Source organism: Streptomyces sp. Y20 (assembly GCF_043195475.1).
In the GTDB taxonomy this organism is placed as follows: Bacteria; Actinomycetota; Actinomycetes; order Streptomycetales; family Streptomycetaceae; genus Streptomyces.
Genome location: NZ_JBIDDP010000015.1, coordinates 159,327 through 184,390, shown reverse-complemented (window position 1 = coordinate 184,390; position 25,064 = coordinate 159,327). Strand labels below are relative to the sequence as shown.

20 protein-coding genes are annotated in these 25,064 nt (G+C 74.7%); 9 read left to right on the top strand and 11 right to left on the bottom strand.

All coding sequences use genetic code 11. From position 1 onward, the window contains the following. Positions 1 to 13 precede the first annotated feature (13 nt). Positions 14 to 250 carry a hypothetical protein gene (locus tag ACGFT1_RS30375; RefSeq protein WP_373912182.1) on the bottom strand — a complete coding sequence of 79 codons (237 nt, stop codon included), beginning with the start codon at positions 248 to 250 and terminating at the stop codon, positions 14 to 16. Positions 251 to 424: 174 nt separating this feature from the next. After that, a complete protein-coding gene (locus tag ACGFT1_RS30370) occupies positions 425 to 2,260 on the bottom strand; it encodes a glycoside hydrolase family 15 protein (RefSeq protein ID WP_373912181.1) in 1,836 nt (611 codons plus the stop codon). A 226-nt stretch (positions 2,261 to 2,486) separates the two neighbouring features. Between ACGFT1_RS30370 and ACGFT1_RS30365 the strand changes: the two genes are divergently transcribed. Further along, on the top strand, positions 2,487 to 2,696 hold the full coding sequence (locus ACGFT1_RS30365; protein WP_356822782.1) for a hypothetical protein: 210 nt from the start codon (positions 2,487 to 2,489) through the stop codon (positions 2,694 to 2,696). Between the two features lie 129 nt (positions 2,697 to 2,825). Here ACGFT1_RS30365 and ACGFT1_RS30360 read toward each other — a convergent pair whose 3' ends face one another. The 4 genes from ACGFT1_RS30360 to ACGFT1_RS30345 all read right to left on the bottom strand — a co-directional run bounded on the left by ACGFT1_RS30360 (position 2,826) and on the right by ACGFT1_RS30345 (position 8,543). Continuing rightward, positions 2,826 to 3,311: a DUF5709 domain-containing protein gene (locus tag ACGFT1_RS30360; RefSeq protein WP_373912180.1), complete on the bottom strand. Its 486-nt coding sequence runs from the start codon at positions 3,309 to 3,311 to the stop codon at positions 2,826 to 2,828. Positions 3,312 to 3,593: 282 nt separating this feature from the next. Next, positions 3,594 to 5,096, bottom strand: coding sequence for a hypothetical protein (locus ACGFT1_RS30355; RefSeq protein ID WP_373912179.1), 1,503 nt, complete (start codon positions 5,094 to 5,096; stop codon positions 3,594 to 3,596). A 358-nt stretch (positions 5,097 to 5,454) separates the two neighbouring features. Beyond that, complete coding sequence (locus tag ACGFT1_RS30350; RefSeq protein ID WP_373912178.1) at positions 5,455 to 7,809, bottom strand: glycoside hydrolase family 65 protein; 2,355 nt, start codon at positions 7,807 to 7,809, stop codon at positions 5,455 to 5,457. Continuing rightward, positions 7,806 to 8,543: an HAD family hydrolase gene (locus ACGFT1_RS30345; RefSeq protein ID WP_373912177.1), complete on the bottom strand. Its 738-nt coding sequence runs from the start codon at positions 8,541 to 8,543 to the stop codon at positions 7,806 to 7,808. The genes ACGFT1_RS30350 and ACGFT1_RS30345 overlap by 4 nt, the downstream gene beginning before the upstream one ends. 105 nt (positions 8,544 to 8,648) lie before the next feature. Between ACGFT1_RS30345 and ACGFT1_RS30340 the strand changes: the two genes are divergently transcribed. From ACGFT1_RS30340 to ACGFT1_RS30320, 5 genes are all read left to right on the top strand, one after another. Beyond that, on the top strand, positions 8,649 to 9,299 hold the full coding sequence (locus tag ACGFT1_RS30340) for a nucleoside/nucleotide kinase family protein (RefSeq protein WP_373912176.1): 651 nt from the start codon (positions 8,649 to 8,651) through the stop codon (positions 9,297 to 9,299). Positions 9,300 to 9,722: 423 nt separating this feature from the next. Then, a complete protein-coding gene (locus ACGFT1_RS30335) occupies positions 9,723 to 11,609 on the top strand; it encodes a phospholipid carrier-dependent glycosyltransferase (protein ID WP_373912175.1) in 1,887 nt (628 codons plus the stop codon). Positions 11,610 to 11,687: 78 nt separating this feature from the next. Continuing rightward, positions 11,688 to 12,605: a MurR/RpiR family transcriptional regulator gene (locus tag ACGFT1_RS30330; RefSeq protein WP_373912174.1), complete on the top strand. Its 918-nt coding sequence runs from the start codon at positions 11,688 to 11,690 to the stop codon at positions 12,603 to 12,605. A 411-nt stretch (positions 12,606 to 13,016) separates the two neighbouring features. Then, positions 13,017 to 13,397 carry a hypothetical protein gene (locus ACGFT1_RS30325; RefSeq protein WP_356822797.1) on the top strand — a complete coding sequence of 127 codons (381 nt, stop codon included), beginning with the start codon at positions 13,017 to 13,019 and terminating at the stop codon, positions 13,395 to 13,397. A 288-nt stretch (positions 13,398 to 13,685) separates the two neighbouring features. Beyond that, on the top strand, positions 13,686 to 16,097 hold the full coding sequence (locus ACGFT1_RS30320; protein WP_373912210.1) for a SpoIIE family protein phosphatase: 2,412 nt from the start codon (positions 13,686 to 13,688) through the stop codon (positions 16,095 to 16,097). A 19-nt stretch (positions 16,098 to 16,116) separates the two neighbouring features. Here the strand turns inward: ACGFT1_RS30320 and ACGFT1_RS30315 are convergent, their stop codons facing one another. The 3 genes from ACGFT1_RS30315 to ACGFT1_RS30305 form a co-directional block, all read right to left on the bottom strand. Further along, entirely contained in the window at positions 16,117 to 16,557 is a 441-nt protein-coding gene (locus ACGFT1_RS30315; RefSeq protein WP_373912209.1) for a flavin reductase family protein, read from the bottom strand. Positions 16,558 to 16,757: 200 nt separating this feature from the next. Then, a complete protein-coding gene (locus tag ACGFT1_RS30310; RefSeq protein WP_373912173.1) occupies positions 16,758 to 17,558 on the bottom strand; it encodes a peptidoglycan-binding protein in 801 nt (266 codons plus the stop codon). Positions 17,559 to 17,671: 113 nt separating this feature from the next. After that, positions 17,672 to 18,520: a hypothetical protein gene (locus ACGFT1_RS30305; protein ID WP_373912172.1), complete on the bottom strand. Its 849-nt coding sequence runs from the start codon at positions 18,518 to 18,520 to the stop codon at positions 17,672 to 17,674. A 202-nt stretch (positions 18,521 to 18,722) separates the two neighbouring features. On the opposite strand from ACGFT1_RS30305, the gene ACGFT1_RS30300 reads away from it, so the two are divergent. From ACGFT1_RS30300 to ACGFT1_RS30290, 3 genes are all read left to right on the top strand, one after another. Continuing rightward, a complete protein-coding gene (locus ACGFT1_RS30300; RefSeq protein ID WP_373912171.1) occupies positions 18,723 to 19,469 on the top strand; it encodes a TetR family transcriptional regulator in 747 nt (248 codons plus the stop codon). A gap of 165 nt (positions 19,470 to 19,634) precedes the next feature. After that, positions 19,635 to 20,051: a Zn-ribbon domain-containing OB-fold protein gene (locus ACGFT1_RS30295; protein WP_373912170.1), complete on the top strand. Its 417-nt coding sequence runs from the start codon at positions 19,635 to 19,637 to the stop codon at positions 20,049 to 20,051. A gap of 300 nt (positions 20,052 to 20,351) precedes the next feature. Then, positions 20,352 to 23,117: a hypothetical protein gene (locus ACGFT1_RS30290; RefSeq protein WP_373912169.1), complete on the top strand. Its 2,766-nt coding sequence runs from the start codon at positions 20,352 to 20,354 to the stop codon at positions 23,115 to 23,117. 21 nt (positions 23,118 to 23,138) lie between these two features. Here ACGFT1_RS30290 and ACGFT1_RS30285 read toward each other — a convergent pair whose 3' ends face one another. Together ACGFT1_RS30285 and ACGFT1_RS30280 are read right to left on the bottom strand one after the other, a co-directional pair. After that, on the bottom strand, positions 23,139 to 23,525 hold the full coding sequence (locus tag ACGFT1_RS30285; protein ID WP_373912168.1) for a PPOX class F420-dependent oxidoreductase: 387 nt from the start codon (positions 23,523 to 23,525) through the stop codon (positions 23,139 to 23,141). Between the two features lie 71 nt (positions 23,526 to 23,596). Next, positions 23,597 to 24,775 (bottom strand): MalY/PatB family protein, encoded by a 1,179-nt coding sequence (locus tag ACGFT1_RS30280; protein ID WP_373912167.1) that lies wholly within the window; start codon positions 24,773 to 24,775, stop codon positions 23,597 to 23,599. Between the last annotated feature and the right edge of the window lie 289 nt (positions 24,776 to 25,064).

Here is a 25,064-nt window from a genome sequence, read left to right as displayed (position 1 = left end):
GGGGCGGTGGCGGTCAGCCGTCGCTCAGCCGGGAGCGCAGCAGTCGCTTGCCCAGCTCGGCACCCTTGCGGCTGTCGGCCTGCGCCTTGCGGAACAGGTCGGCGACCTCGTTGTCCCCCTCCCGCTCCGCGTCCTGGATGTACTGCTCCAGGCGCAGCGCGTTGCTCAGGCACGCCTCGACGTACCAGATCAGGTTGTAGTCCTTGTCGCGGGTGCCGGTGACGTCGCCGGTCTCACTGGTGCTGGTCATCCGCCTCTCCTCCCTCTGTCGCCCCGGTGGCGACTCCGCTTGCGGAGCTGCCGGGTACCCGTGGCACGTTCCGGACACACCGCCCGATCCGGGCAAGTCGGTTGCTTCACCGGTGGGCGCGTCGACGGCGCTCAGCCGGCCGGTGACGAGGTCGCCGCAGCCGTCGTCGTCGGTTCAGCCGAGGGCGCGGTCCAGGTTGAAAGCGGCGCTGATGAGGGACAGGTGGGTGAACGCCTGCGGGAAGTTGCCCTGCTGGCGGCCGGTGCGGCCGATCTCCTCGGCGTACAGCCCGAGATGGTTGGCGTAGGTGAGCATCTTCTCGAAGGCCAGGCGGGCCTCGTCGAGGCGGCCGGCCCGGACGAGCGCCTCGACGTACCAGAAGGAGCAGATGGAGAACGTGCCCTCGTCGCCGCGGAGCCCGTCGGGACTGGCCTGCGGGTCGTAGCGGTAGACGAGGGAGTCGGAGACCAGGTCGTCGGTGAGGGCGTCCAGGGTGGACAGCCACTTGGGGTCGGTGGGGGCGATGAACTTGGCGAGCGGCATCATCAGCAGGGAGGCGTCCAGGACGTCGCCGCCCTCGTACTGCACGAAGGCGCCCCGGCGTTCGGACCAGCCGCGGTCCATGATCCGGCGGTAGACGGTGTCCCGGGACTGACGCCAGCGGGTCAGGTCGGCGGGCAGGCCGCGCCGGTTGGCGAGGCGGATGGCCCGCTCGATCGCGACCCAGCACATCAGCCGCGAGTAGAGGAAGTTCTTGCGCCCGCCGCGGGTCTCCCACACCCCCTCGTCGGGCTGGTCCCAGTGGTCGCAGACCCAGTCGACCAGCTGGCACACGTCGTCCCACTGGCCGCTGGAGATGGGCTGGGCCCACGTGTCGTAGAGGTAGATGGAGTCGATCAGAGCGCCGTAGATGTCGAGCTGGAGCTGGCCGGCGGCGGCGTTGCCGACGCGGACCGGTGCGGAGCCCTGGTACCCCTCCAGGTGCGGCAGCTCACGTTCGGGAAGGTCGGCGCGGCCGTCGATGCCGTACATGACCTGCAAGGGCCCGGTGCCGTCGCCGCAGCCGGGGCTGATGTGCGTGGTGACGAACCGCATGAAGGCCTCGGCCTCACCGCTGAAGCCGAGCCGCAGCAGCGCGTACACGCAGAACGCGGCGTCCCGCACCCACACGTAGCGGTAGTCCCAGTTGCGTTCGCCGCCGAGCTGTTCGGGCAGGCTGGTGGTGGGGGCGGCGATGATGGCGCCGGTGGGAGCGTAGGTGAGGAGCTTGAGGGTGAGCGCGGAGCGGTGCACCATCTCCCGCCAGCGGCCCCGGTAGCGGGACTGGTGGAGCCAGCGCCGCCAGTAGGCGACGGTGGCGGTGAACTCGTGCTCGGCCTCGGCGTGGGCGCAGCCGCGCGGGGTGATCCGGGCGCCGGCCTGGTCCAGGGCGAACACCGCGGAATCGCCCTCGTCGAGCTTGAAGTCGGCCCACGCGTCGCGGTCGCCGTACTCCAGGGTCGCCGTGGAGGTGAGTGTCAGGGACAGGTCGCGCGACTCGAACAGCACCATGCCGTCCAGGGCGCGCACCGTGTGCGGGGCGGCGCCGTAGTCGAAGCGCGGGGCGACCAGCGCCCGGAAGGGCACGGTGCCGCGGACGCAGACCACACGCCGGATGAGCCGGTGCCGGCCGGTCTCGGAGCCCGGCGTCCCGACGGGCATGAAGTCCTGCACCTCGCCGGCGCCGTCCTCGGTGAAGAACCGGGTGATCAGCACGTTGGTGTCGGGGAAGTAGAACTGTTTGGTGCGGGCCGGCACGGTGGGGGCCAGCTCGAACCGGCCGCCGCGCTCGGCGTCCAGGATCGCCGCGAACACGCTGGGGGCGTCGAAGGACGGGCAGCAGTACCAGTCGATCGTGCCGTCGGTGCCTACCAGGGCCACGCTGCGCAGGTCACCGATGAGTCCGTGGTCGGCGATGGGGAGGTAGCGGCGGCCGGGGGCCGCGTCCTCGGGAAACGGCGTCTCGGCCATCGGCGGCCTCCCGGTTCGGTACGGGCGTTGTCCCGCGATGCGGTTTCCCGCTTACGGGTGTTATCCAGCTTAGGAGCGAGTGGGCCCGCGTGGCGTGGGCAGGCGCTTGCTCGCCGCCCCCGGCGCTTTCCGGATGCAGGGAGCGCCGAGGCGGGCAATGGTGAGAGGGTGCCCCGTTCGGGGGCACCGGCACGGATGCGGTCATCCGGACCGAGGAGGAGGCATCATGTCGACATCCACACCCGAAGAGTCCCGGTCGACGTCGGACGACGTCCGCACCCCGGACGCCCTGCTCCACTCCGCTCCCTCGAGGGACGTCACCCCCGAGGACCTGGTGATGGCGGCGGGCAGGGACGTCACACCGAAGAACCTCGACTGGGCGCGGCAGAAGCTGGAGTCCGAGGGCTCCGCGGCCGTCGAGAAACTGCTGCCGTAGGGCGGTCCGGGGAATCGAGGGAAGCGGACGACGGTACGGGCCGGGCGAGGGAACGCCCGGCCCGTACCGTCGTGTGTGCCTTGGAGGTCGTGCGCCGTGACCCGTGCCGGAGGTCGCGGGCGCCGGCGGTCACTCGGGCAGGGCGGTGTCGTCCGGGATCACGTGCACGGCCGCCTCCTCGGCGCCCGCGGCTCCGCCGTCGATGCCCACGTCGTCGGCGATCTCTTCCTTGACCGTGTCGGTGTGGGCGCCCTCGTCCGGGGCGACCAGGCGGCCCGCGCGGGTCTCTCCGGCCTCGGAGTCGACCGGCTCGCCCTCGCCGCCCGGCAGGTCTCCGATCTCGTCGCCGGCCGGCGGGGTCACGTCCGGGACCTCCTGGCCGAGCCGCTGGTCCAGGGTCTCCCCCTCGTGCTGCTCGGCGGCCGTGATGCCGTGCTTGGTGACGCCCAGGGGACGTTCGGGCGGGGAGTAGCCCTCGTCGAGGATGTCGTCGTAGGTGCGCTCGCCCACCGCGTCCTGAAGGTCCAGGGGTGCGGCGTCCTCCTGTTCCTCGTTGGTTCCGGTGGGCTGGTAGGCGTCGTCCGCCATGGGGGTCTGTTCGGACTGGTCGTTCATGGTCGCCTCCTTCGCGGTGCGGTCCTGCTCCGCGTAACCCGCAAGAGGATCATTAACCCCGCCGTCACCCGGGCCGTGGCCGAACCGCCGCCCCTGATCAGCTCCTGCCGCGTCGGGAGCCGTGGACGCGGTGCCGGGCCGAGGACTGCGTCTCGGCGGGGCGGGGAGGGGCGGAGCGGGACCAGGGGCGGCCACCACCCAGCCTTGTGCCATCCCTCTGGCATATGCAACCCCTGTGCGGTAAAGCGCGCCACAGGCCTTCCCATGGCGGTGGGGCCGATGTCAGCCGCCGGGTCCGGGGACGACGTAGTACAGCCGTACGTCGCCCAGCGGTACGGACGTCCAGGCGCGGGCGTACCCGGGCGGTGAGGTCCCCGCCGGCACCAGCGTGGCGACCGGCGTCCGCCGGGCGGTCCGGGCGATGCCGTCGACGGTGGCGTTGGCGTTGGGTCCGGTGGTGGCGGCCGAGGAACAGCCCGCCTGGTAGGCGACCGGCAGGGCCTCCTCGCCGGTGACCAGGCAGGGCGGGCGGATGCCCCGGCGGTGCAGCTCCGCCGCGGTGCGGGACCAGGCCCGGTGGGCGGCGGCCGTGTTGCCGGCCGTGTGCACCAGGACCGCCAGCTGTACGGCGAGGTGGGCGGCGAGCCCGGCGCAGACCAGCGTCACGACGACCGGGCGCCGGGAGGGGCGCGGAGCCGTCATCAGGTGGACCAGCGCGTCGGCGACCGGGACGGCGAGGAGGGCATAGGCGGGCAGCAGGAAGCGGGGCGCCGCGTAGCCGATCAGGAAGAGGTAGGGGAAGGCGGCCGTCACCGCGCAGGCCAGCGGCAGGGCCGTGGCCGCCGTGCGCCGGGCGCGGACGGCGACGGCAAGCCCGAGCGCGGCGAGCGGCGGCAGCGCGAACCACCACACGGTGAGGGCGGGGTGCGGCGGGCCGCCGGTGCACGGCCGGCACAAGGTCCGCCCGCCGAGGCTGCGCAGCTGGTCGACGACGGCGAGGTGCCAGCCGAGGCCGCCCTGGATCGCCGAGCCGTCCGCCAGCCGCCGGGCCAGGCCGCCGTAGCGCGTGTACGCCTCGATCACCCACTCGGCGGCGCCGGCCGCGAGGCCGGTCAGCAGCACGAGCAGCGCCCGCCGGTGGCGTCGGCCCGCACCGAGGACGAGCAGCGGCACGGCCGCCCAGACGGCGTCCGTCGGCCGCATCCACGCCATGAGCGCCGCGCTCCCGGCGAGCGCCCCCAGAGCCGCCCGGTCCGTCCCGGCGCCGCCGGACCCGGCGCGCAGGAAGCAGCCGACGGCGGTGAGCGCGCCCACGGCGACCCAGTAGTTGGGCATGGCCTGCGGGCCGTAGAACAGGGTCACCCACAGGGAGGCGAAGAGGGCACCGGCGAGCGCCAGGACACGGACCGGGAACAGGCCCCGCCAGACGCGCAGCGCCAAGTACAGGGCGAGGCCGGAGAGGACCGCGAGGTAGATGCGCAGCAGGACCGTGGAGGACGACCAGGCGGCGACCGGCGCGACGAGCAGGGAGACGCCCCGGGCGCGCGGCGCGCTGAAGAACGAGGCCGGGGCGTGTGCGGCGACCTGACTGACGTACACCGTCTCGTCCCAGCCGAGACCGGTACCGGGGCCGAGGAGGAGCAGCTGGGCGAGGGTGAAGACGGCGGCGACGGCCGCGAGCGGGGCGGTGGCGCGGGCCCGGGTGCGACCGCCGGCGGTCGCCGGGTGCGCGGCGCTTCGCTCAGGGCGCGCGCCGGCGCGTGGGGCGTCCGTGCTGCCGGTCATGGATCACCGCTTCTCGCCTACAGCTTCCTCACGGCTGCTCCCCCACGGCTCACCCGCCCGTACGGGCCGGGCCCGGCGCCGGGAAGCCACCGCCAAGCTAGCCCGCTCCGTCCGCCCCCGCGGCGCGGGTACGGCCATCCGGCCCACGGACCGCTGAGCCACGGCGCGCGAGCGCCCTCCCCCTCACGACCAGGCCGCGCCCGAACCCCAGGGGCACGAGAACGCCCCGCACCCGGCGACCGGATCAAGGCCAGCCGGCCGCAGGGGCGCGGGGAACTGCGCGACCGGCGCAGGCACCCGGCACCCGGCACCCGGCGACGGAGACACACGCTCCCCGACGCCGGCCGGCCGGCGCAGGTCAGCCGCCGTTCGGTGCCCGGTGCGGCGGCTGGTCGGGCGCGGCACGGCGGACCGTCGGCGGTATGGCCCGGACGGCCGGTTCGTCGGTGCTGATCGTCAGGGACTCCCCGTGGTGACGGATGGTCAGCGGCGGCCCGTCCAGCAGCGCGTACGTCGCCTTGTCCGCGCCGATCTCCACCCGCAGCCGGCGCCCGCGGAACTGGACGTGGAAGGCGAGGCGGCTCAGCCGCTCGGGCAGGCGGGGCGCGAAGCGGGGCCCGTCGCCGTCGCGGCGCATGCCGCCGAAGCCCGCGACCAGCGCCATCCAGGTACCCGCGAGGGAGGCGATGTGCAGCCCGTCCCGGGTGTTGTGCTCCAGGTCGTGCAGGTCCATCAGCGCGGCTTCGCTGGTGTAGGCGTAGGCGAGGTCCAGATGTCCGGTGCGGGCGGCTATGACGGCCTGGCAGCAGGCGGACAGTGAGGAGTCGCGCACGGTGAGCGGCTCGTAGTAGGCGAAGTTCCGGGCGATCTGCTCCTCGTCGTACTCCTGCTCGAAGTAGTCCGCGCAGGTGTACATGGCCAGGACGAGGTCGGCCTGCTTGACGACCTGTTTGCGGTACAGGTCGAAGTAGGGGAAGTGGAGCAGCAGAGGGTACTGGTCGGCGCGGGTGCCGGCGAAGTCCCAGCGCTGGTAGCGGGTGAATCCGGCGTGCTGTTCGTGGACGGCGAGTTCGTCGTTGTACGGCAGGTGCATGGTGTCGGCGGCGTCCCGCCAGGCGGCGCTCTCCTCGTCGTCCACGCCGAGCCGCCGGGCCTCGCGCGGATGCCGTTCGACGGCGTCGGCGGCGGCGCGCAGGTTCTGCCGCGCCATCAGGTTGGTGTACGTGTTGTCGTCGGCGACCGCGCTGTACTCGTCGGGGCCGGTGACGCCGTCGAGGTGGAAGACGCCGTGCCGGTCGTGGTGGCCCAGCGACCGCCACAGCCGGGCGGTCTCCACCAGCAGCTCCACGCCGGTCTCGCGCTCGAAGGCGGTGTCGCCGGTGGCCTCGACGTACCGGACGACGGCGTCGGCCACGTCGGCGTTCACGTGGAAGGCGGCGGTGCCGGCCGGCCAGTACGCGGAGCCCTCGGGGCCGGCGATGGTCCGCCAGGGGAACGCGGCCCCGGCGAGCCCCAGCTGGGCCGCGCGTTCCCGGGCCTCGTCCAGGGTGTTGTACCGCCAGCGCAGTGCCTCGGCGACGGCGGCGGGCGCGGTGTGGGTGAGCACGGGCAGCACGAACATCTCGGTGTCCCAGAAGGCGTGCCCGTCGTACCCGGAGCCGGTGAGCCCCTTCGCGGGGATCGCGCGCTGTTCGGCGCGGGCCCCGGCCTGGAGGACGTGGAAGAGCGCGAAGCGGACGGCCTGCTGGATCTCCTCGTCGCCCTCCACCTCGACGTCGGCGCGGGCCCAGAAGTCGTCCAGGCAGGACCGCTGGTCGTCCAGCAGGCCCTGCCAGCCGTCGTGCCCGGCCGCGGCGAGCGCGGCGTCCACCTGGTCGGCCATCGCGGGCAGGGACCGGGCGCCGGACCAGCCGTGGGCGACCAGCTTCTCCACCCGCAGGGTCTGTCCGGGCTCCAGCACGGAGGTCACGGTCAGCCGGGCGACGTCGATGCCGCTCTCGCTGCGGGTGGTGGTGCGGTCGGGGCCGGTGACGACGTGGTCGGCGGCGACGGCGACCCTGAGGCCGCTGCGCCGGGTGCGGTGCACCAGCCGCAACCGGTTGCCGGCGGCGAAGCCGTCCTCCTGTTCCAGCGGCGACTTCAGCGCCCTGGCGGCGCGCGGGTCGCCGTCGGACTGCGGCAGGCTCTCGTTGGCGACCAGTTCCGACTGGATCACCACCCGGCTGCGGCTGTCGACGGCCTCCACCTCGTACGCGACGGCGGCCACCGCCCGCTGGGTCAGCGACACCAGCCGGGTGGAGCGCACCCGGACGGTCGAGCCGGCCGGCGAGGTCCACTCGCAGGTCCGCTCCAGCACGCCGCGGCGCAGGTCCAGCACGCGCTCGTGGGCGACGAGACGGCCGTAGCGCAGGTCGAACGGCTCGTCGTCCACCAGCAGGCGCAGGACCTTGCCGTTGGTGACGTTGATGACGGTCTGCCCGGACTCGGGGTAGCCGTAGCCGGCCTCCGCGTAGGGCAGGGGGTGCACTTCGTGGACGCCGTTGAGATAGCTGCCGGGCAGGCCGTGCGGTTCGCCCTCGTCGAGGTTGCCGCGCCAGCCGACGTGCCCGTTGGACAGGGCGAACACCGACTCGCTCTGAGCGAGGACGTCCAGGTCGAGGGTGGTCTCCCGGACGGTCCAGGGTTCGACGGCGTACGACCGCTCGGTGATCACTGCTTGTCCCCCAGCTCGGCGAGGTCGCGCACGACGGTGTCGGCGCCGTGCTTGTACAGCGCGTCGGTCTGGCCGACCCGGTCGACGCCGACGACGTACCCGAAGCCGCCCGCGCGGCCGGCGTCCATGCCGGCCAGGGCGTCCTCGAAGACGGCGGCGCGGGACGCCTCGACGCCGAGGTCGCGGGCGGCGGCGAGGAACGTGTCGGGGTGCGGCTTGCCCGGCAGGTTCCGCTCGGCGGCGACCACGCCGTCGATGCGGGTGTCGAAGAGGTGTTCGGCGCCGACGGCGCGCAGCACGTCCCGGCAGTTGGCGCTGGAGGAGACGATCGCGGTGCGCAGCCCCTGGGCGCGGACCGCCTCCAGATAGCGCAGGGTGCCCTCGTACGCCTCGACTCCGCCGGTGCGGATCTTCTCCAGCAGCAGCTCGTTCTTGCGGTTGCCGATGCCGTGGACGGTGCGGGCGTCGGGCGGGTCGCCGGGGCCGCCCTCGGGCAGGTGGATGCCGCGCGAGTCGAGGAAGGCGCGGACACCGTCGGCGCGGGGGCGGCCGTCGACGTACTCGTCGTAGTCGGCATCGCTGAACGGCCGTCCCTGCTCGCCGTCGTAGGCGCGCAGCAACGCGTCGAACGTCTCCTTCCAGGCCGCCGCGTGCACGACGGCCGTCTTGGTGACGACCCCGTCGAGGTCGAAGAGACAGGCCTGGATGGTGTCGGGCAGACCGAGCTGAGTCATACCCAGCACTGTTCCCCGTCGGGAGCGCTCCAGTGGGTGGCGCGCGCCACATGTTCGGCGAACGAGCCACATGTTCGGCGGACGGGCGATGCCACACTTGCCCGTGTGTCCCTGACCTTCGACGACCTTCTCCGCCGTGCCCGCGCCCTGCCCCGGGGCGGCGGGCGTGCCCTGCTCGGCATCGCGGGCAGCCCGGGCGCGGGCAAGACGACGCTCGCCGCCCGCCTGGTGGACGCCCTGAACGGCGGCGGTCCGCCGTGGGCGGTGCACGTGCCCATGGACGGCTTCCACCTCGCCGACGCCGAGCTGGACCGGCTGGGCCGCCGGGACCGCAAGGGCGCGCCGGACACGTTCGACCCGGCCGGGTACGCGGCGCTGCTGCGGCGGCTGCGGGAGGAGACCGGCGAGGTGGTGTACGCGCCGGCGTTCGAGCGGGTGCTGGAGCAGCCGCTCGCGGGCGCGATCCCGGTGCCGCCGGCCGCCCGGCTGGTGGTGACCGAGGGCAATTACCTGCTGGTGCGGGAGGGGGCGTGGGGGCGGGTGCGGGCGTGCCTGGACGAGGTCTGGTTCTGCGAGACCGACGAGGACGAGCGGGTGCGGCGGCTGATCGCCCGGCACGAGGAGTTCGGCAAGGACCACGCGGCGGCCGTGGCCTGGGTGCGGGGCACGGACCAGCGCAACGCCGACCTGGTCGCGGCGACCCGGGAACGGGCGGACCTGGTGCTACCGGCCACCCCGGAGCCCCAGCAGAGCTGACGCGCGGGCTCCGCCACCGGCGGCCGGGCCGCGGCGTACGACGGACGGTGCACGCCCGGTGCGGCCGAAGGTGCCGACGACCGGGTCCGCGTACGGCGGTGCGCGCCTCGTGCGTACGGCCGGACCAGGCCCGTCACCGGAAGGGACGGCCGCGCTCCGGTCGTACCGGTCAGGGGTCGGACTCGCGTGCCCCCCGTGGACGGCCCCGGTCGCGGGGGACGCCCCGGCGGCTCGCGGTCGTGCGGCCGGTTTCGTGCCGGTCGGGGTGAACTCCGGCGGGCCGTGGGCCGTACCGGTGTGTACGGCAGAGGGTCTGCCGGTACGACTTGTGCGGCGGTGGCGGGAGCGGTGCCCCGGCGGGACCGTGACGTGGCCCGCGGGCGCTGGTCCGGCGCGCGGGCCGGTGCCGCCGTGGGACGGACGATGACGCGCGAACAGCACTTGGTCCTCACGCCCGGGGCACCGGCCGCCGAGCCGGTACGGCGGGCGCGGGCCGCCCGGTACGTCCGGCTGCGGCGGCACGGGCGCCGGCTGACGCCGCTCGTCGTCGTGCTGCTGCTGGCGCAGATGGCCGCGGCGATGGTCACCACGGCCGTCCAGCAGACCCCCACCATCGACGAGCCCGTGTACGTGGCGACGGCCGCCGACTACCTGACCGCGCACCGGGTGCGCTACAACCCCGAGCATCCGCCGCTCGGGAAGCTCCTGATCGCGGCCGGGGTGGCGGTGGCGGACCCGCACTACGACCCGGCGTCCACCGGCGGCCAAGGGGAGGCGGGCCGGCGGCTGCTGTACGCGTCGGGCAATGATCCCTGGCGGGTGATGCTGTGGGCGCGGCTGCCGGTGATCACGCTGACCCTGCTGTGCGGGCTGGTCGCCTTCGCGTTCGCCCGGGAGGTGGCGGGCCCGGCGGGCGGACTGGTGGCGCTCGCCCTGTACGCCTTCTCGCCCGACCTGATCGCCCACGGCTCGCTGGCCACCCTGGACGTGCCGGCGGCCGGGTTCGTGCTGGTGTCGGCGTGGCTGGCGTGGCGGGCGCGGCGGCGGCCCGTCCCGTACCTCCCGGCGGCCGGGGCCGCGCTCGGGGCGGCCGTGGCGACGAAGATGAGCGCGCTGCCGGCGGTGCCGGTGCTGACCCTGCTGGCGGCGGTGTCCGCGGTGGCCGCGCACCGGTCCGCTCGGGCCGCGGAGTCCGGCCCGGTCACGCGCCGGTCCGCTCCGGCCGAGGAATCCACGCCCGACCCACACCCGTCCGCTCGGGCCGCGCGGTCCGCCCCGGACCCACGCCGGTTCTTCCCGGCCTTCCGGCCCGAACAGTGGGCCCGGCCGGCCCGGTCGGCCCGGCCGTGGTCCGGGGGCCGACGGCGGACGGCGGGGGCCGCGCTCGTGGGCGCCGCGGTCGTGGTGCTGGCGGCGCTCGCCGTCGTCTGGGCCGCGTACCTGGCCGTCGATCCCCGGCTGCGGTTCACGCCCGCCGAACCCGTCCCGGCCGTCCACGGGCTGCGCGGGCGCCTGGTGGACCTGCTGCCGGTGCCCGAGGCCTACCGGGCGGGGATGCGGGTGCAATTCGGGCTGGAGGACTACCCCTGGCAGGGTTATCTGTTCGGGCACGTGTACACCGGTTCGCTCTGGTACTACCTGCCGGCCGCCCTGCTGGTGAAGACGCCGCTCGGGCTGGCGGCGCTGGGCGCGGCCGGCGCGGTGGCCGTCGTCGCGGTGCGTCGGTTGCGGCCCGTGGCGCCGTACCTGCTGCTGCCGCCACTCGTCCTGCTGGCGGTGGCGATGACCGGGGCGCGGGACTTCGGCACCCGGTACGCCCTGTTCGTGCCGATGTTCCTCGCGGTGGCGGCGGGCTGCCTTCCCGCGCCGCACCGGGACCGGGACCGGGGCAGGCACCGGGCCGGTCCCCTGATCGGCACCCTCGTGCTGTTCGCGGCGGCGAGTTCGCTGCGGGCCTTCCCGTACTACCTGCCCTACGCGAACGAGGCCTTCGGCGGCCCGGCGCACACGCACCGGCTCCTGCACGACTCCAACGTGGACTGGGGGCAGGACCTGGGCCGGCTCGCCGACCGGCTCCGGCAGCGGTACCCGGGCGAGCGGGTGTGGCTGGTGTACAAGGGCAGCGGAGTGCCGTCGTACTACGGCATCCGCGCCGCCGATCCGCGCCGGGTGCCGCCCGAGCGGGTGCACGGACTGCTCGTGGTGTCCGACTCCGCGGCCGCCAAGGCGCGCGGGAGGCTGGCCGAACTGATCGCCGGCAGTCGGCCGGTCGGCGAAGTCGGCCATTCCATCAGTCTCTTCCGGCGGTGAGCCCGCCGGCTCAACCCCCTGGTCACGGCGGTCGGTGAGCTATGTTGAGTGCTCGTGGGAGACAAAGGAGACCGACCGGTGCCCTCGCCGCAGCAGGCACGCGCACAGGCATCAGCGATCACGTCGGGCAAGACCGTGCCCGAGGCCGAGGCCTCCCCGACCTCCCGGCTGCGGGAACTGTTCGACGGCCCCCGTCTGTCGCCGGGGCAGCGGCGCATCGCCCAGTACCTGATCGAGCACATCACCGAGGCCGCGTTCCTGCCGATCACCGAGCTGGCGGACCGGGTCGGGGTCAGCCAGCCCTCCGTCACCCGTTTCGCCGCCGCCGTCGGCTTCAGCGGCTATCCCGCGCTGCGGGAGAGGCTCCAGTCGATCGCGCTGAGCGGTCTGGCCGGCGGGCCGGGCGAGGAGAACCGGGCCAACGAGCTCCAGGCGGCCGTCGACGCCGAGATCCAGAACCTGGAGAACCTGCGGCGCGACTTCGCCGACCCCGACCGGGTGATCCACGTGGGCCGCGAGCTGTCCCGGTCCACCCCGCTGACCGTGCTGGGCCTGCGTATCTCGGTGTCGCTCGCCGAGTACTTCGGCTACGCCGCCCGTCGCATCCATCCCGACGTACGGCTGGTGACGCGGGGCGGCAGCGTGGCCTACGACGCGCTGCTCCAGGCCCGTGAGGCCGGCGGCAGCTGGGTGCTGGCCTTCGCGATGCCCCGGCACTCGCAGGAGACGCTCAACGCCCTGAGGGTGGCGCGCGGTGCCGGTCTGCGGGTCGCCCTGGTGACCGACCTGGCGCTCGGACCGCTGGCCGACGAGGCCGACGTGGCCTTCGCCACCGGTACCGGTTCGCGGCTGGTGTTCGACTCCTACTCCGCGCCCGGGGTGCTGGCCGCCGCGCTGCTCCAGGCCATGACCGACGCCGATCCGGAGCGGACCCAGGCCCGGCTGGAGAAGTACGAGCAGCTGTCGGACCACCACCAGTTCTTCCTCCGGGACTGAGCCGGCCTGCCGCCGGGGGCGCATCCTGCCGCCAGGGCCGCATCGGCTGTCACGGCGGCCGATCCTTCCGCGCCGGCCGCACATTCGTGAAGATCTTGCGGCCTCCCACCGCCTGAACGGGGACGATTCACCACAGACCGCGCATGAATTTTTTCATACGTCTTGCAAACCGGAAGGCATATATAAATACTGCTCACGGACCGCACCCGGCCGGCTCCGGGCACGGCCAGCACCCGGCACCCGGGGCCCCCGCACGGACACCCCGCGGCCCGCCGTCCCTACCCACGTCGGCGCCCGGGTGTTCCGGGGCGCGTCGCCCGCGCGAGGCGCCCGGGGCGGCCCCCGGCCATCCCCTGGGCCGGGGCCGCCCCGAACCCGTCGACCACCTCCCGACGCCGCACACCGGAAGCGATGATCATGCCCCTGACCAGCACGCGCATCAGTCCCGACTGGCCCTGTCAGGTCAAGACGCCGGGCTCCTACGACTGGGAACGCTCGGCGGCCAAGTGGCTGCGCGAACTGATCCCCGCGCGCTACTCCAGCTATCCGGCGCTCATCCGGCACCCCGTCCTGCTCGCCCGGCACGCGCAGATCCAGGTACAGCAGGAGATCCGGGTGGCACGGACCGCCCTCCAGACCGCGCGGGCCGAACTGCCGGTACTCGGGCTGCCGGAATCGGTGATCGAGCACACGATCAAGATGTACGCGGCCGAGGTCCTCCAGCTCCAGCACATCGCCCGCAGCGTCCGCGTGGTGAGCGAGGCGCTGGCCGGCCGCGGCACGAGCCGCTGACCCCGGTCCTGCTCCGAGCCGACCCGTCCGCCGCCGCCCTCCACCGTCGTCACACCCCGTCTGCGCCGCCGCCCGGGCCGTCGCGCCCTGCCCGCGCCGCAGCGTGTGTCCGCCCGTCCAGCGGGCCCGTCCGCGCCTGTCCCGGCCCCGTTCGCCCCGTTGGCGCGGCCCGCCCCCACGGTCGGAAATCTCGTACGACGGTCATATGAACCTGGACCTGGCAGACGAGTGATCGGACGGCCCCAGGTGTGCAATGCTCGTCGCGTGACGAGCGAGCCCGTGCCCCCGGTGGACCCCGGCAGCGGCGCCGATGTGGCGGCGCTGGCCAAGGTCGTGGCCCGGCAGCGGGCCGAGCTGGAACGGCTGCGGGACCGGGCGGCGACCACCGCCGTGCTGGAGCGGGCCAAGGGCGTGCTGATGGCCCTCACCGGGTGCATGCCGGACGCCGCGCAGAAGGAGCTGACGCGGCGGGCCAAGGACGGCAACCGCACCCTCCTCGAACAGTGCTGGCTCACCCTGGGCGGCCTGTCGGGCCCGGACGGGCCGGCCGCCACGGCACCGGCCCCGCCCGGCGGCACGGACCCCGCCCCGCCCGCCGGCACCGGATCCTGGGCGCCCCCGCCCGCCGGCACGGTGGACCTGGCGGAGGTGCTCGGGCACGCCGGCCGGGACCTGGTCCGGGTCGGTTCGCCGCACGAGCTGGCCGAATGCCTCCTGGAACACCTCACCCCCGAAGTGGGCGCCGACGCCGTGATGCTCTACGAGCGGCTGCCCGAGGGCGGCCTCGGACTGATCGGACACGCCGGCGTCGACACCACCCTCGCCGCCCAGTGGCGTCACGTCCCGCCGATGACCGGCGTCGCGGCGCTGGACGTCCTGCGGTCCGGGGAGCCCCGCTGGCTGGAGGATCCCGCCGCGGACAACGAGCGGTACCAGCTCATCGGCGACCCCCCGGAGCGCTGGCCCTCCCGCGCGTGGCTGCCCGTGCCGGCCGGGGACGCGGCGTCCTTCGCCCTCGGCGTGCTGCGCCGGCGTCGCGGACCGTTCACGACCCGCCAGCGGGAGCTGCTACGGGCCGTGGCCCGGCTGAGCGCGGGCCGGCTGCGGGCCTTCGACGGGCCGCGGGAGCGTGCGGCCGAGAGCGCCGCCCAGAGCGTGCAGGCGGTGTTCGACGCACTGCCCGGCGCGATCACCCTGCTGACCCCGTTGCGGGACACCTCCGGCCAGGTGGAGGACTACCGCATCGACGCCGCCACCCCCGGGGCGGTCGACGTGTTCGGCCGGGCCGGCCGGGACATGGTCGGCAGCCACATCCTGGAGAGCTATCCGTCGGTCGCCGGGGAACCACTGTGGGAGGGCTATCTCCAGGCGCTCGGGACCGGGGTGCCGTTCGAGGGCGAGCCCTTCGCCTACCAGGACGTCATCGACGGCGTGCCGGTCACCGCCACCTACTCGGTACGGGCGGCCCCGCTGGGCGACGGCCTGGTGGTGACCTGGCTGCGGCACGGCGGGAGGGACCGGCAGGAGCAGCGCCTGGCCGACGTGCAGCGGCTCGGCAATCTCGGCTGGGCCAACTGGAACCTGATCACCCAGGAGATCTCCTGGGCCGCGCAGACGTACACCGTGCTGGGCCGGTCCCCTGGGCGGCAGCCGGTCCGGCTGGAGAGGCTGCCCGGCCTGGCCGTACCGGAGGACGCGGGCCCGCTGGCCCACGCGATCGCCGGACTCGTCCGCCACGCGCACCCGTTCGACGTGCCCTTCCGCGTCGAGACGTCCGCGGGCGTCAGGCATCTGCGGATGGTCGCGGAGGCCGTCACGGCGCCCGACGGCACCCCGGTCGAGGTCCACGGCTTCGTCCAGGACCTCACCGCGCAGCGCAGCGCGGAGCTGGCGCTGGTGGAGAGCGAGCGCGCGATGCTGCTCCAGCGCGGCGTCCTCCAGGCCGAGCGGGCGCTGGCGACCCGGCTCCAGCACGCCCTGCTGCCGCTGCCCAGCAAGCCGGTGCGGCTGGCCGGGCTGCGCGTCGAGGTCGCCTACCTGCCGGCGCAGGCCGGGATCCACGTCGGCGGCGACTGGTTCAGCGCCATCGAACTGCCGGACTACGAAGCGCTGTTCGTGGTCGGTGACGTGGCGGGCCACGGCATCGGCGCCGTGGCCACCATGGCTCAGCTCCGGTTCACCGCGAAGGGCATGGTCAGCACCGGTTCGTCGCTGACCGGGGCCCTGGCGCGGCTCAACCGGCTGCTGCTGCACTCCCGTGACAGCCAGACCACCGCCACCATGGTCCTGGCCCGCTACGACCCCGCGGAGCACGTCCTGGCCTGGGCCCAGGCCGGGCACCCGCCGCCGCTGCTGGTGCGCCGGGGCGAGGTGCGCTACCTCGACCGGCCCGGAGGCATGCTGCTCGGCGCGACCGGCTCCCCCGTCTACGAGTCGGCGGAGCTGCGTCTGGAGCCCGGTGACCGGCTCCTGCTGTACACCGACGGTCTGGTGGAGCGTCCCGGTGAGGGGCTCGATGCGGGCTTCGACCGGCTGGCCGAGGCGGTGCGCGCCCACGGCCGCGGCCAGTCCGCCTCCCTGGAGGCGCTGCTCGCCACGATGCTGGCGGACGAGCGGCGGGACGACGTGTGCGTGCTCGACATCCGGATGCCGGCGGAGGACGAGCGGGACGCGACGGGGGCCGGGGGCGGCCGAGGGTGACGTCCCCGCTCGCCGGGCGTCAGTCCGCGGGATGGCCGGCCTCGATGGTGACGGCCTGGGAGAGCCGCAGCAGCGGTCCTTCCCGGCCCGTACCCGACCCGACCGGATCGAGCACGAAGCCGACGTGGTCGCCGCCGTCGGTGCGGTGGAGCACGCTGCCGACGAGCCAGGCCGCCGCGTCGTCCAGGACGGCGGTGCCGCCCGGCCCCTCCCGCCAGGCGAGCCGCGCGAACTTGTCGGTCTCGTCGCCCGTCTCGCCGCCGAACAGCTCCGCCAGGTCCCGCTGGTCGCGGGTGAGCAGATGGACGGTGAGGTACTGCGCGGCCCGAGCCACCCGGTAGGTGCGGTTGGCCTTGGACAGCCACACGGTGAACCGGGGCGGCTGGAGGGAGCACTGCGAGGCGAACCCCACCAGGCAGCCGGCCCGCTCGCCGTCCGCGACCGCCGTCACCACGCACATGTCAGGGTCCAGCCGCGCGAAGAAGCCCGCCACGTCCCCCTGGCCGGCCTCGCCCCCTTGGCCGTTCCCGTCCGTCTGCCCGTTGTCGTCCACGTCGGCAACTCCGTCCCGCCGATCCGCTCGGTTCACCCCGGCACCTCCGTCCGCCGCGCCCATCCGCTGCCGGCTCCCGGCGTCGCTGCTTGTTCCCGGTGTGCCGCTCATGAATCGTCTCCGGTGCCGGTGCGTGACTCCAGCGCGCGGCGGGTGTCGTCGCCGTAGACGCCCTTCTCGTCGCCGCTGATGCCGTACCAGAGCTGGAAGCGGGCCACGGCCTCGGTGAGTGCGGGGTCGTAGGTGCCGTTGGCGGTGCCGTCGCGGTAGACGTCCGGGACGCGGAGCAGGCGCCGCTGCAGTTCGGTGACCGGGGGTCCGGTGTCGCCCTGGCGGAGGGTGCCGGGGCCGTCGGGATCGGGCGCGGTGGCGGCGGCCGGTGGGGCGGACGAGGCGGCGGGTGGGGCGGCCGCGGTGGGCGCGGAAGCCGTGCTGGGCGGTGAGACCGGTGGGGCCGCGGTGGCCTGCTGGCGGCCGGGGAGGAGCAGGGCGCAGCCGAAACCGGCGAGGGCGGCCGCCGCGACGGCCACGGCGACGGCGGCCCGGCGCGGTCCCGGTCCGAGGCCGGACGCCCCCCGGGCGGGAACCTTCGGGGACCGGACCGGTCCGGGGCCGGACGCGCCTCGGGCGGAGGCCTGCGGGAGACGGCCCGGGCCGGGGCCGCGGGGGTTCCGGGCGGGGGATTGCGGGGGCCGGGCGGCGGGCACCGGCGGGAGTTCCCGGGTGTCCTCCTCGGCGGGAAGCGGATGCGGGGTGGGTGCCGAGCCGGAGGGCTCGTACGTCACCGGGTCCGGCCGGATCTCCCGCATCAGCTCGGCGAGGGCGTCGAAGCGGCGGGGCCGTAGCACCCGGATGGGCTCCGGCGCCGGTGAGGGCGGGGGCCGTTCGGGATCGGGCGGTGTCGGCACCTGGCTCTCCTTCCGTCCCCCGGAAGTACGGGGCTCGCGCGGTTCCCGCCCTGGGATACGGCGCTCGCGACGGACCCGTTCACGCCCGGCCCCTCCCCCGCCGGGCGTCCGGCTCACCCCGGGACCGGGCTGGGCGCTCCCTGCACGAACCGGCTCAGGGACGCCGTGAACGCCGTGACGAAGGCGTCCCGGGCCTCCTCCGGCAGGGCGTCCAAGGACAGGTAGGGGTTGAGGTCCTCCAGTTCGACCAGCAGCAGGCCGCCGTCGGCCGTGCGGCAGGCGTCGACGCGCTGGATGCCGTGTCCGAGGTCGTTCCAGTCGACGAAGCGCCGGGCGAACTCCAGGTCGGCGGCGGTGGCCGCGTAGGGCCGCAGCTCCCAGCGGCGACGCGGGTCGGGGGCGTACAGGGCGTACTGGTAGTCGTCGTCGACGAAGTAGAACGACACCTCGTGCACGAAGTCGACGCGCGGCTGGATCAGTACGTCGGCGGCGGTGAGGGAGGCGATCCGGCTTGCGGACACGGTCCGCAGCCCCAGGGAGTCCGCGCCGAGCCTGGGCTTGACCACGTACCGCGCGGCGGCCGGCAGCAGGTGCAGGTCCTCGGTGCTGCCGACGGTCGGGATGACGGGGAAGCCGGCGGCGGTCAGATCGAGCAGGTACTGCTTGCCGGCCATGTCCCCCTTGCCGGTGAGCGGGTTGTACACCCGTGCGCCGGTGGCCAGCGCCCGGGCGCGGAAGGCGTCGTACTCGCGCGGGTAGCCGAGTACGGGGCCGCTGTTGCGGACGACCACGGCGTCGTGACCGGCCATCAGGGCCGCCGCGTCCAGCGGGTGGCACAGGGCCAGGTCGAAGTGGGCGCGCAGCCGGGAGGTGAGGTGGATGTCCTCGTCGCAGTAGCGGCGCCCGCGGGCCCGGTACGCCAGGTCGGTGACGTAGAGCAGGCGGGGGCGGGCGGCGGGCATGGGAGGTCTCCTCGGGGCGGTGCGCGGCCGGTGCCAGCGGGGTGCAGAAAGGTTACGCCGCAGGGTGCGGGCGTGCGAGGCCGCCCCCGGGAGCCGTAGGTCAGCGACCCGCCACCCACCGCGAAAGCACTCAGTTCCCCGATAATGCCCCTGGAACTGCACTGAGTGTCACGGAAGCGTCCCGGGTGCTACGTTCCCGTTCATGAGCTCCAGCAGCGCGGCGCCGGCCGCGAAGCCACCGATGCGGGATGCCCTGGTGGCGGCGGCCTTCCGGCTCTTCCTGGAACGCGGGTACGAGCAGACCACCGTGGACGACATCGTGGCCCTGGCCGGTGTCGGCCGACGCTCGTTCTTCCGCTACTTCCCCTCCAAGGAGGACGTGGTCTTCCCCGACCACGAGCGCTGCCTGGCCGACATGACCGCCTTCCTCGGCGCGGGCGGCCCGGAGCACGAGCCGGTGCGGCGGGTGTGCGACGCGGCCCGGCTGGTGCTGCGGATGTACGCCGAGAACCCGACCTTCTCCGTGCAGCGCTATCGCCTCACCCGGCGGGTGCCGGGCCTGCGCGCCTACGAACTGTCGGTGGTGTGGCGCTACGAGCGCGCCCTCGCCGCGTATCTGCGCGGCCGGTTCGCCGGGCGGCCCGACGGCACCCTGCGGGCCGACGTGATCGCGGCGGCGGTGGTGGCCGCGCACAACAACGCCCTGCGTTCCTGGCTGCGGTCGGACGGTACGGGCGATCCGGGTGCGGCGGTCGACCACGCGCTGGGCTACGTGCACAGGACCTACGGCGGACCGACGGACTCCCCGGCGGCGTCCGCGCGGTCCGGCCCGGCGGGCTCCGGGGAGCGGGCAGGGCAGTCCGACGAGGTGGTGGTGCTGGTCTCCCGCCGGGACGCCCCGCTGTGGCGGGTGGTGCAGGAACTGGAGACGGCACTCGGCCGCGGCTGACCCCCGGCTCGCCGTCGCCCACAATTCTGGGTACGGAGTGCCTTTACGAGTGACACTCAGTGCCATACTCTGTCGGCGTGCGCGGTGGCACGGCGACCGCGCATCCGCGTGCGCGGTCCGCGCCGGGCACACGGGATTCCGGCCGAGCGCGAGGAGTTGACCAGCGTGTACCACCACTCAGCAAGCACCGCGCATCCGGCGGCCGGGTCCGCGACGGGTGTCCTCGACCCCGTCTCCGTGGACTCCCAGGACGCCATCCTCTTCCAGCGCTGCACCTGGTGCGCCACGGCGACCTACCACCGGCTGCTGTGTCCGGTGTGCCAGGGCAGCGAACTGCGCACGGAGCGCAGCGAGGGCGTCGGCACGGTCCGCCACTCCACCGTGGTGCACCGCAACACGCCCGCGGCGCGCAACGTGTCGCTGATAGAGATGGCCGAGGGGTTCGTCGTTCGGGGCCGGGTCATGGGGCCGCCGGTCGGGATCCACAGCGGCGACCGGGTCCGGCTGTCCACGGCGAAGGACCCGGTGCGCGGTGAGCCGGTCTTCCAGCTCCTGGACGAGCCCTACCGGGCCTGGACCTGACAGCACCCGTCCCCCGGGCCTGGACCTGACAGCACCCGTCCCCCGGGCCTGGACCTGACAGCACCCGTCCCCCGGGCCTGGATCTCACAACACCCTTACCTCCGGCCTGACCTGACGGTCACGCACCGCCGCACCCCTGCCTCCGCACTCCCGCCGCACCCACCCGCGCGCCCCGCCTCCCCTGGTGTGATCCACCACCTCCCGCGCACAGGCAACCCACAGCCTCCGCTGTTCATCCTCCGGGGACGAGGGGCGTCCCGGCGGGCCCGGGCGCCCGAGGTCGGGGTTCGAGGAGGAACAGTGGTCCGTGCCCGGCACATAGGGGTGACCGCCGCCGCGTTGCTCGCGGTGGCAGGAGCGTCCCCGGGGGTGGCGACAGCCCAGCCCCAACGAGGACCGGTCGAGGGGGCCTCGGCGGTCAAGGACGACGGCCCGCTGCCACCGGGATGGCGGCTGGCCGGCCGGAGTCAGGCGCCGCAGCTGGTGTGGCGGTCGGACCGGCCGGTGCCGATGGGTGACGCGCGGGTCGAATTCCGTTCCGGCGGGCGCCTGTTGGGCGTGCCGCGGCCGGGCTCGGACGGGCACACCTTCCGGCTGCCGCTCGACGGGCGGCGTTCACCGGGGCTGAGCGGGCTGGAAGTGTGGTCCGGCGGACGGCGGTTGGACGCGCGGGACGGCGCCGGGACCGCGTCGGCGGCGCGGCTGCCGGCCCCGCTCCCCGCGAACGGCGTGGACCCGGGCAAGCCCGGCTCGTACCGCACCAGGACGGGCGAGTACGCACTGAAGTCGGTCCGCCTGCCGGGCTTCTCGAAGCCGGTGGAGATGCGCGCGGTGGTCGTGGCACCGGTCGGCGCCTCGGGGAAGCGCCCGCTCGCGCTGTTCCTGCACGGCCGCCACTCCGTCTGCTACAAGGGCCGCGACGACACCACCGGTGACTGGCCGTGCCCGGCCGGCACCAAGCCGGTGCCCAGTCACCGCGGATATCTGCGGGACCAGAAACTCCTGGCGTCCCAGGGCTACATGACCGTGTCGGTCGCCGCGAACGGCATCAACGGGCAGGACTTCGCCGCTGAGGACGGTGGCGCGCAGGCCCGGTCCTCGCTCGTGCGGCTGCACCTGGCCCGCTGGGCCGACTGGACCGAACACCCCTCCACGGCACCGGCCGTGGTGCGCGCGGCGCCCCGCGCCGACCTCTCCCGGGTGCTGCTGGTCGGCCACTCGCGGGGCGGCGAGGGCGTCGACCGGGCCGCCCTGGACAGCCTCACGCCGCCACCCGCGGACCAGGACGGCTATCACGGGCCGGTGCGCTGGAAGATCCGCGGCACCGTCCTCATCGGGCCCACCGTCTTCGGGCAGAACCCGGTGCCCGACGTGCCGTCGGTGACGATCCTGCCGGGCTGCGACGGTGACGTCTCCGACCTCCAGGGCGAGGTGTACGTCGACGGCACGCGCGCCGTCGGCAACGGTACGGCGCTGCACAGCGCCGTGTACGTGATCGGCGCCAACCACAACTTCTTCAACTCCGAGTGGACGCCCGGTCAGGCCGCGGCGCCCGCCGAGGACGACTTCTCCGACGACCCCGGGCAGCGCGACCCGGTGTGCGGCAAGGGGGCCGCGACCCGGCTGACCGCCGACCAGCAGCACCGGGCCGGTTCGACGTACATCGCCGCCGCCGCGCGGCTCTTCCTCGCCGGGGACGACCGGGTACGTCCGCTGCTGGACGGTTCGGGGAAGCGGGCCCCGTCGGCGGACCCGGCGCGGGTGCTCAGCCACGCGGTGGGGGCCCGCCGGAGCGGCGGTCTCCTGCCGGACGGAGGCGTGTCGGTGACCGGTGGCCGGCTGTGCGACGCGGTGTCGCCCACCGCGGCCGAAGCGTGCCTGAACCAGGGCGCGCGCGGGCAGTCACCGCACTTCGCGCAGTGGGCGACCGACCGGGAGGCCGGCCGGCACGCGGTGGCGCTGCACTGGACGCGCGCCGGTGCCCCGGTCCGGGTGAGCGCGGCGAAGCCGGTGTCCCTGTCCGGGTCGAAGGCGCTCGCGCTGCGGCTGTTCGTACCGCCGAACTCCCGGGGGACGCGGCTGGACGTGTCCCTCACCGACGCCGCCGGCCGGAAGGCGAAGCTCGGCCGGGTCCAGGTGGACGGGCTGCCCGGCAGCGAACGGACCGCGTCCTACTGGGCGCGGGAGATCCGGGTGCCCCTGACGGCGGCCACCCGCGCCGGACTCGCTCTGGGGTCGGTCAAGTCGATGGAGCTGACGCCGCGTTCGGCGTCCGGGCGGGCCTGGCTGATGGACGCGTGGGGCTGGCGGCCCGGGACGCCCGCGGTGCGCACCGACGCGCTGCCGCGCGTGGACGTCGGCCGGACGACCGTGGACGAGGGTGACACGGGGGTGCGCACCTACCGGGTGCCGATCCGGGTCACGGGCACGGGGGGCAGCGGTCAGGTCCGGGTGTACGTCGTCGACCCCGCCACCGGCAGGGCCAGGGACCGCCTGGTGACGGTCCGTCCGGGCGGTCAGGGCATCGACGTACCGGTCCAGGTGAAGGGCAACACGCGGTACGGCACCGACGTGTCGTACGACGTGCTCGTCAAGGCGGTGCGGGGGGCGGTCGTCGGCTCCTACCGGGGCGGGATCACCGTCCACGACGACGACCCGGCGCCCACGATGACCGTCACGCCCGTCGCCGGCAAGGTGACCGAGGGGCAGCGGCTGAAGTGGCGGGTGTCCCTGTCCGAGGCGGTCGACGTGGACATGAGCGTGTTCTTCGGCGTCGTACCGGCGACCGCGCCGGAACTGTCCACCAAGGACGTCCCGGCGCGCTGGCTGCGGGACACGGCCGGCGCGTCGCCCGATCCCGCGCGTCCGCTGTCCAAGGTGGACGGGCTGTACCTGTGGGCGGACATCGCCCCTGGGCGCACCAGCGCCGACATCACCGTGCCGACCGTGAAGGACCGGGTCCGTGAGCCCGCGGAGTCGGTGCGGTTCGGGCAGCTCGACCCGGAGACCGGGAAGCCGGTGTCCGGTGGTCTGGAGCTGTCGGGGTCGGTTGTCGACGCGTCGTAGGACGCCCGTCCCGGGTGGCCCTCACCGGGCGAGGGTCACCCGGATGCCGACCGTTCCGTCCCGGCCTCGCCGCAGCCGGCTGCCCAGCAGGGTGAGCCGGCCGAGGATGCCGTACTTGCGGGCGATGAGGGCGCGGTAGCGGTCGGTGGTCTCCGGGCCGGTGATCTCGGCGGTGGCCGGCACCTGGTCGCCGGTGGGGTTGCCGCGTACGTCGCAGGGTCCGGCGAGGACATCGGGGCGGCGCCGGATCCGCTTGACCTTCCAGCTGTCGGCGGCCGTCCACACGCCGAGCGCGCCGCCGTCCCGCACCACCCACACCGGGGTGGCGACCGGGGTGCCGTTCTTGCGGTAGCTGGTCACCAGCAGGTACTTGCCGGAGCCGAGCCGGTCGAGCCGCGTGTCGTCCATGTCCGGCAGTCTAGGAGTCCGTCCGCCGCCCGGGCAGGCCGCGGGACGGCGGGCCGGCGGGGCGTGTCCGGTCAGCGCGGGGACGCCGCCATCCGCCGTACCGCCTCGGTGAGGATCCCGGGCGAGGTCGCCAGGTTCAGCCGTGCGTGCCCGGCGCCACCGGCGCCGAAGGGAGGGCCGGGGCTGAGGGCGACCCGGCCGCGGTCGAGGAAGACCTGGGCGGGATCGTCGCCGAGGCCGAGGGCCCGGCAGTCCAGCCAGACCAGATAGGTCGCCTCGGCGGGGTGCACGCGGATCGCGGGCAGGTGCGCGGCGAGCAGGCCGGTGAGCAGCCGCCGGTTGTCCTGGAGTCCGGCCAGCAGAGCGTCCAGCCAGGCGGTTCCGTCGCGCAGGGCGGCGGTGTGCGCGATGACGCCGAGGTGGCTGGGGCCGTGCCCCACCTCCTCGGGCAGGCGCGCGAGGTCGGCGGCGGCCTCGGGTCCGGCGACGGCGAGCGCGGCCTTGAGACCGGCCAGGTTCCACCCCTTGGACGCCGACATCAGGGACAGGCCGCGGTCGGCGCCGGGCACACCGAGGTACGGCACGAAGGTGACGCCGGGGGCGACGAGCGGGGCGTGGATCTCGTCCGCGACGACCCGGACGCCGTACCGCTCGGCGAGGGAGGCGACGGCCGTCAGCTCGGCCGCGGTGTGCACGGTACCGGTGGGATTGTGCGGGCTGCACAGCAGGTACGCGGCACGGCCGGGCCCGGCGGCCGCCTCCCGGAACGCCTCCTCCAGACCGGGCAGGTCGATGCGCAGACCGGCGTCGAGCGGGGCCTGCACCACCCGGCGGTCCAGGTGCTCGGCGAACTGGAAGAACGGCGGATACACCGGCGGGTTGACGATGACCGGGTCGCCGGGCCCGGTGACCAGCTTGAGCATCTCGACCACGCCCAGCATCACGTCCGGCACGACGGCGGTGCGCTCGACGGCGAGGCCGTCCCAGTTCCACCGCTCGGCGGCGAAGGCGGCGAGGGCCTCGGCGTAGGCGGTGCCGGCCGGGTACCCGGTGTCGCCGAGGGCGAGCGCGTCGGTGACGGCGCGGACGACGGGCTCGGCGAGCGGCACGTCCATCTCGGCCACCCACAGCGGCAGCACGTCGTCGGGGTAGGTGCGCCACTTCATGCTCGTACGGCGTCGCAGCCGCTCCAGCCCGAGCGCGCGCAGCGGATCCGGCTCGCCGGGGGTGCTGTGCGGGATGCTGGCCATGAGGCTCAAGATAGGGGGTCGGGGCGTGAGCGGGAACGGGGGCGCGGGACGGGCGGGTGACGCGGGGCCGTGCCGGGGAGCCTGCCGGGGTCGCCTGTGACGAGTCGGGGTCGGACGGGGGGAGGCTGGTCGGCGAAGCACCGATCCGGCTGACGGCGGCCCACCGGAGTGCCGGCGGGCGGCCGGTCGCGGTGGTGCACGACCGGGGAGTACGCGCTGACGCCGGGGCGGATCGCCCGGCTCGTCCGGGCCGCCCGGCGGGACGGGCCGCGCTCGGCGGGCTGCGGCT

Excerpts from the sequence above, each read along its gene's own strand:
- ACGFT1_RS30345 (WP_373912177.1), bottom strand. The coding sequence starts at position 8,543 with ATGACTCAGCTCGGTCTGCCCGACACCATCCAGGCCTGTCTCTTCGAC.
- ACGFT1_RS30285 (WP_373912168.1), bottom strand. The coding sequence starts at position 23,525 with ATGGACGACACGCGGCTCGACCGGCTCGGCTCCGGCAAGTACCTGCTG.
- ACGFT1_RS30305 (WP_373912172.1), bottom strand. The coding sequence starts at position 18,520 with ATGCCCGCCGCCCGCCCCCGCCTGCTCTACGTCACCGACCTGGCGTAC.
- ACGFT1_RS30315 (WP_373912209.1), bottom strand. The coding sequence starts at position 16,557 with ATGTGCGTGGTGACGGCGGTCGCGGACGGCGAGCGGGCCGGCTGCCTG.
- ACGFT1_RS30325 (WP_356822797.1), top strand. The coding sequence starts at position 13,017 with ATGATCATGCCCCTGACCAGCACGCGCATCAGTCCCGACTGGCCCTGT.
- ACGFT1_RS30280 (WP_373912167.1), bottom strand. The coding sequence starts at position 24,775 with ATGGCCAGCATCCCGCACAGCACCCCCGGCGAGCCGGATCCGCTGCGC.
- ACGFT1_RS30375 (WP_373912182.1), bottom strand. The coding sequence starts at position 250 with ATGACCAGCACCAGTGAGACCGGCGACGTCACCGGCACCCGCGACAAG.
- ACGFT1_RS30365 (WP_356822782.1), top strand. The coding sequence starts at position 2,487 with ATGTCGACATCCACACCCGAAGAGTCCCGGTCGACGTCGGACGACGTC.
- ACGFT1_RS30335 (WP_373912175.1), top strand. The coding sequence starts at position 9,723 with ATGACGCGCGAACAGCACTTGGTCCTCACGCCCGGGGCACCGGCCGCC.
- ACGFT1_RS30300 (WP_373912171.1), top strand. The coding sequence starts at position 18,723 with ATGAGCTCCAGCAGCGCGGCGCCGGCCGCGAAGCCACCGATGCGGGAT.
- ACGFT1_RS30355 (WP_373912179.1), bottom strand. The coding sequence starts at position 5,096 with ATGACCGGCAGCACGGACGCCCCACGCGCCGGCGCGCGCCCTGAGCGA.
- ACGFT1_RS30370 (WP_373912181.1), bottom strand. The coding sequence starts at position 2,260 with ATGGCCGAGACGCCGTTTCCCGAGGACGCGGCCCCCGGCCGCCGCTAC.
- ACGFT1_RS30360 (WP_373912180.1), bottom strand. The coding sequence starts at position 3,311 with ATGAACGACCAGTCCGAACAGACCCCCATGGCGGACGACGCCTACCAG.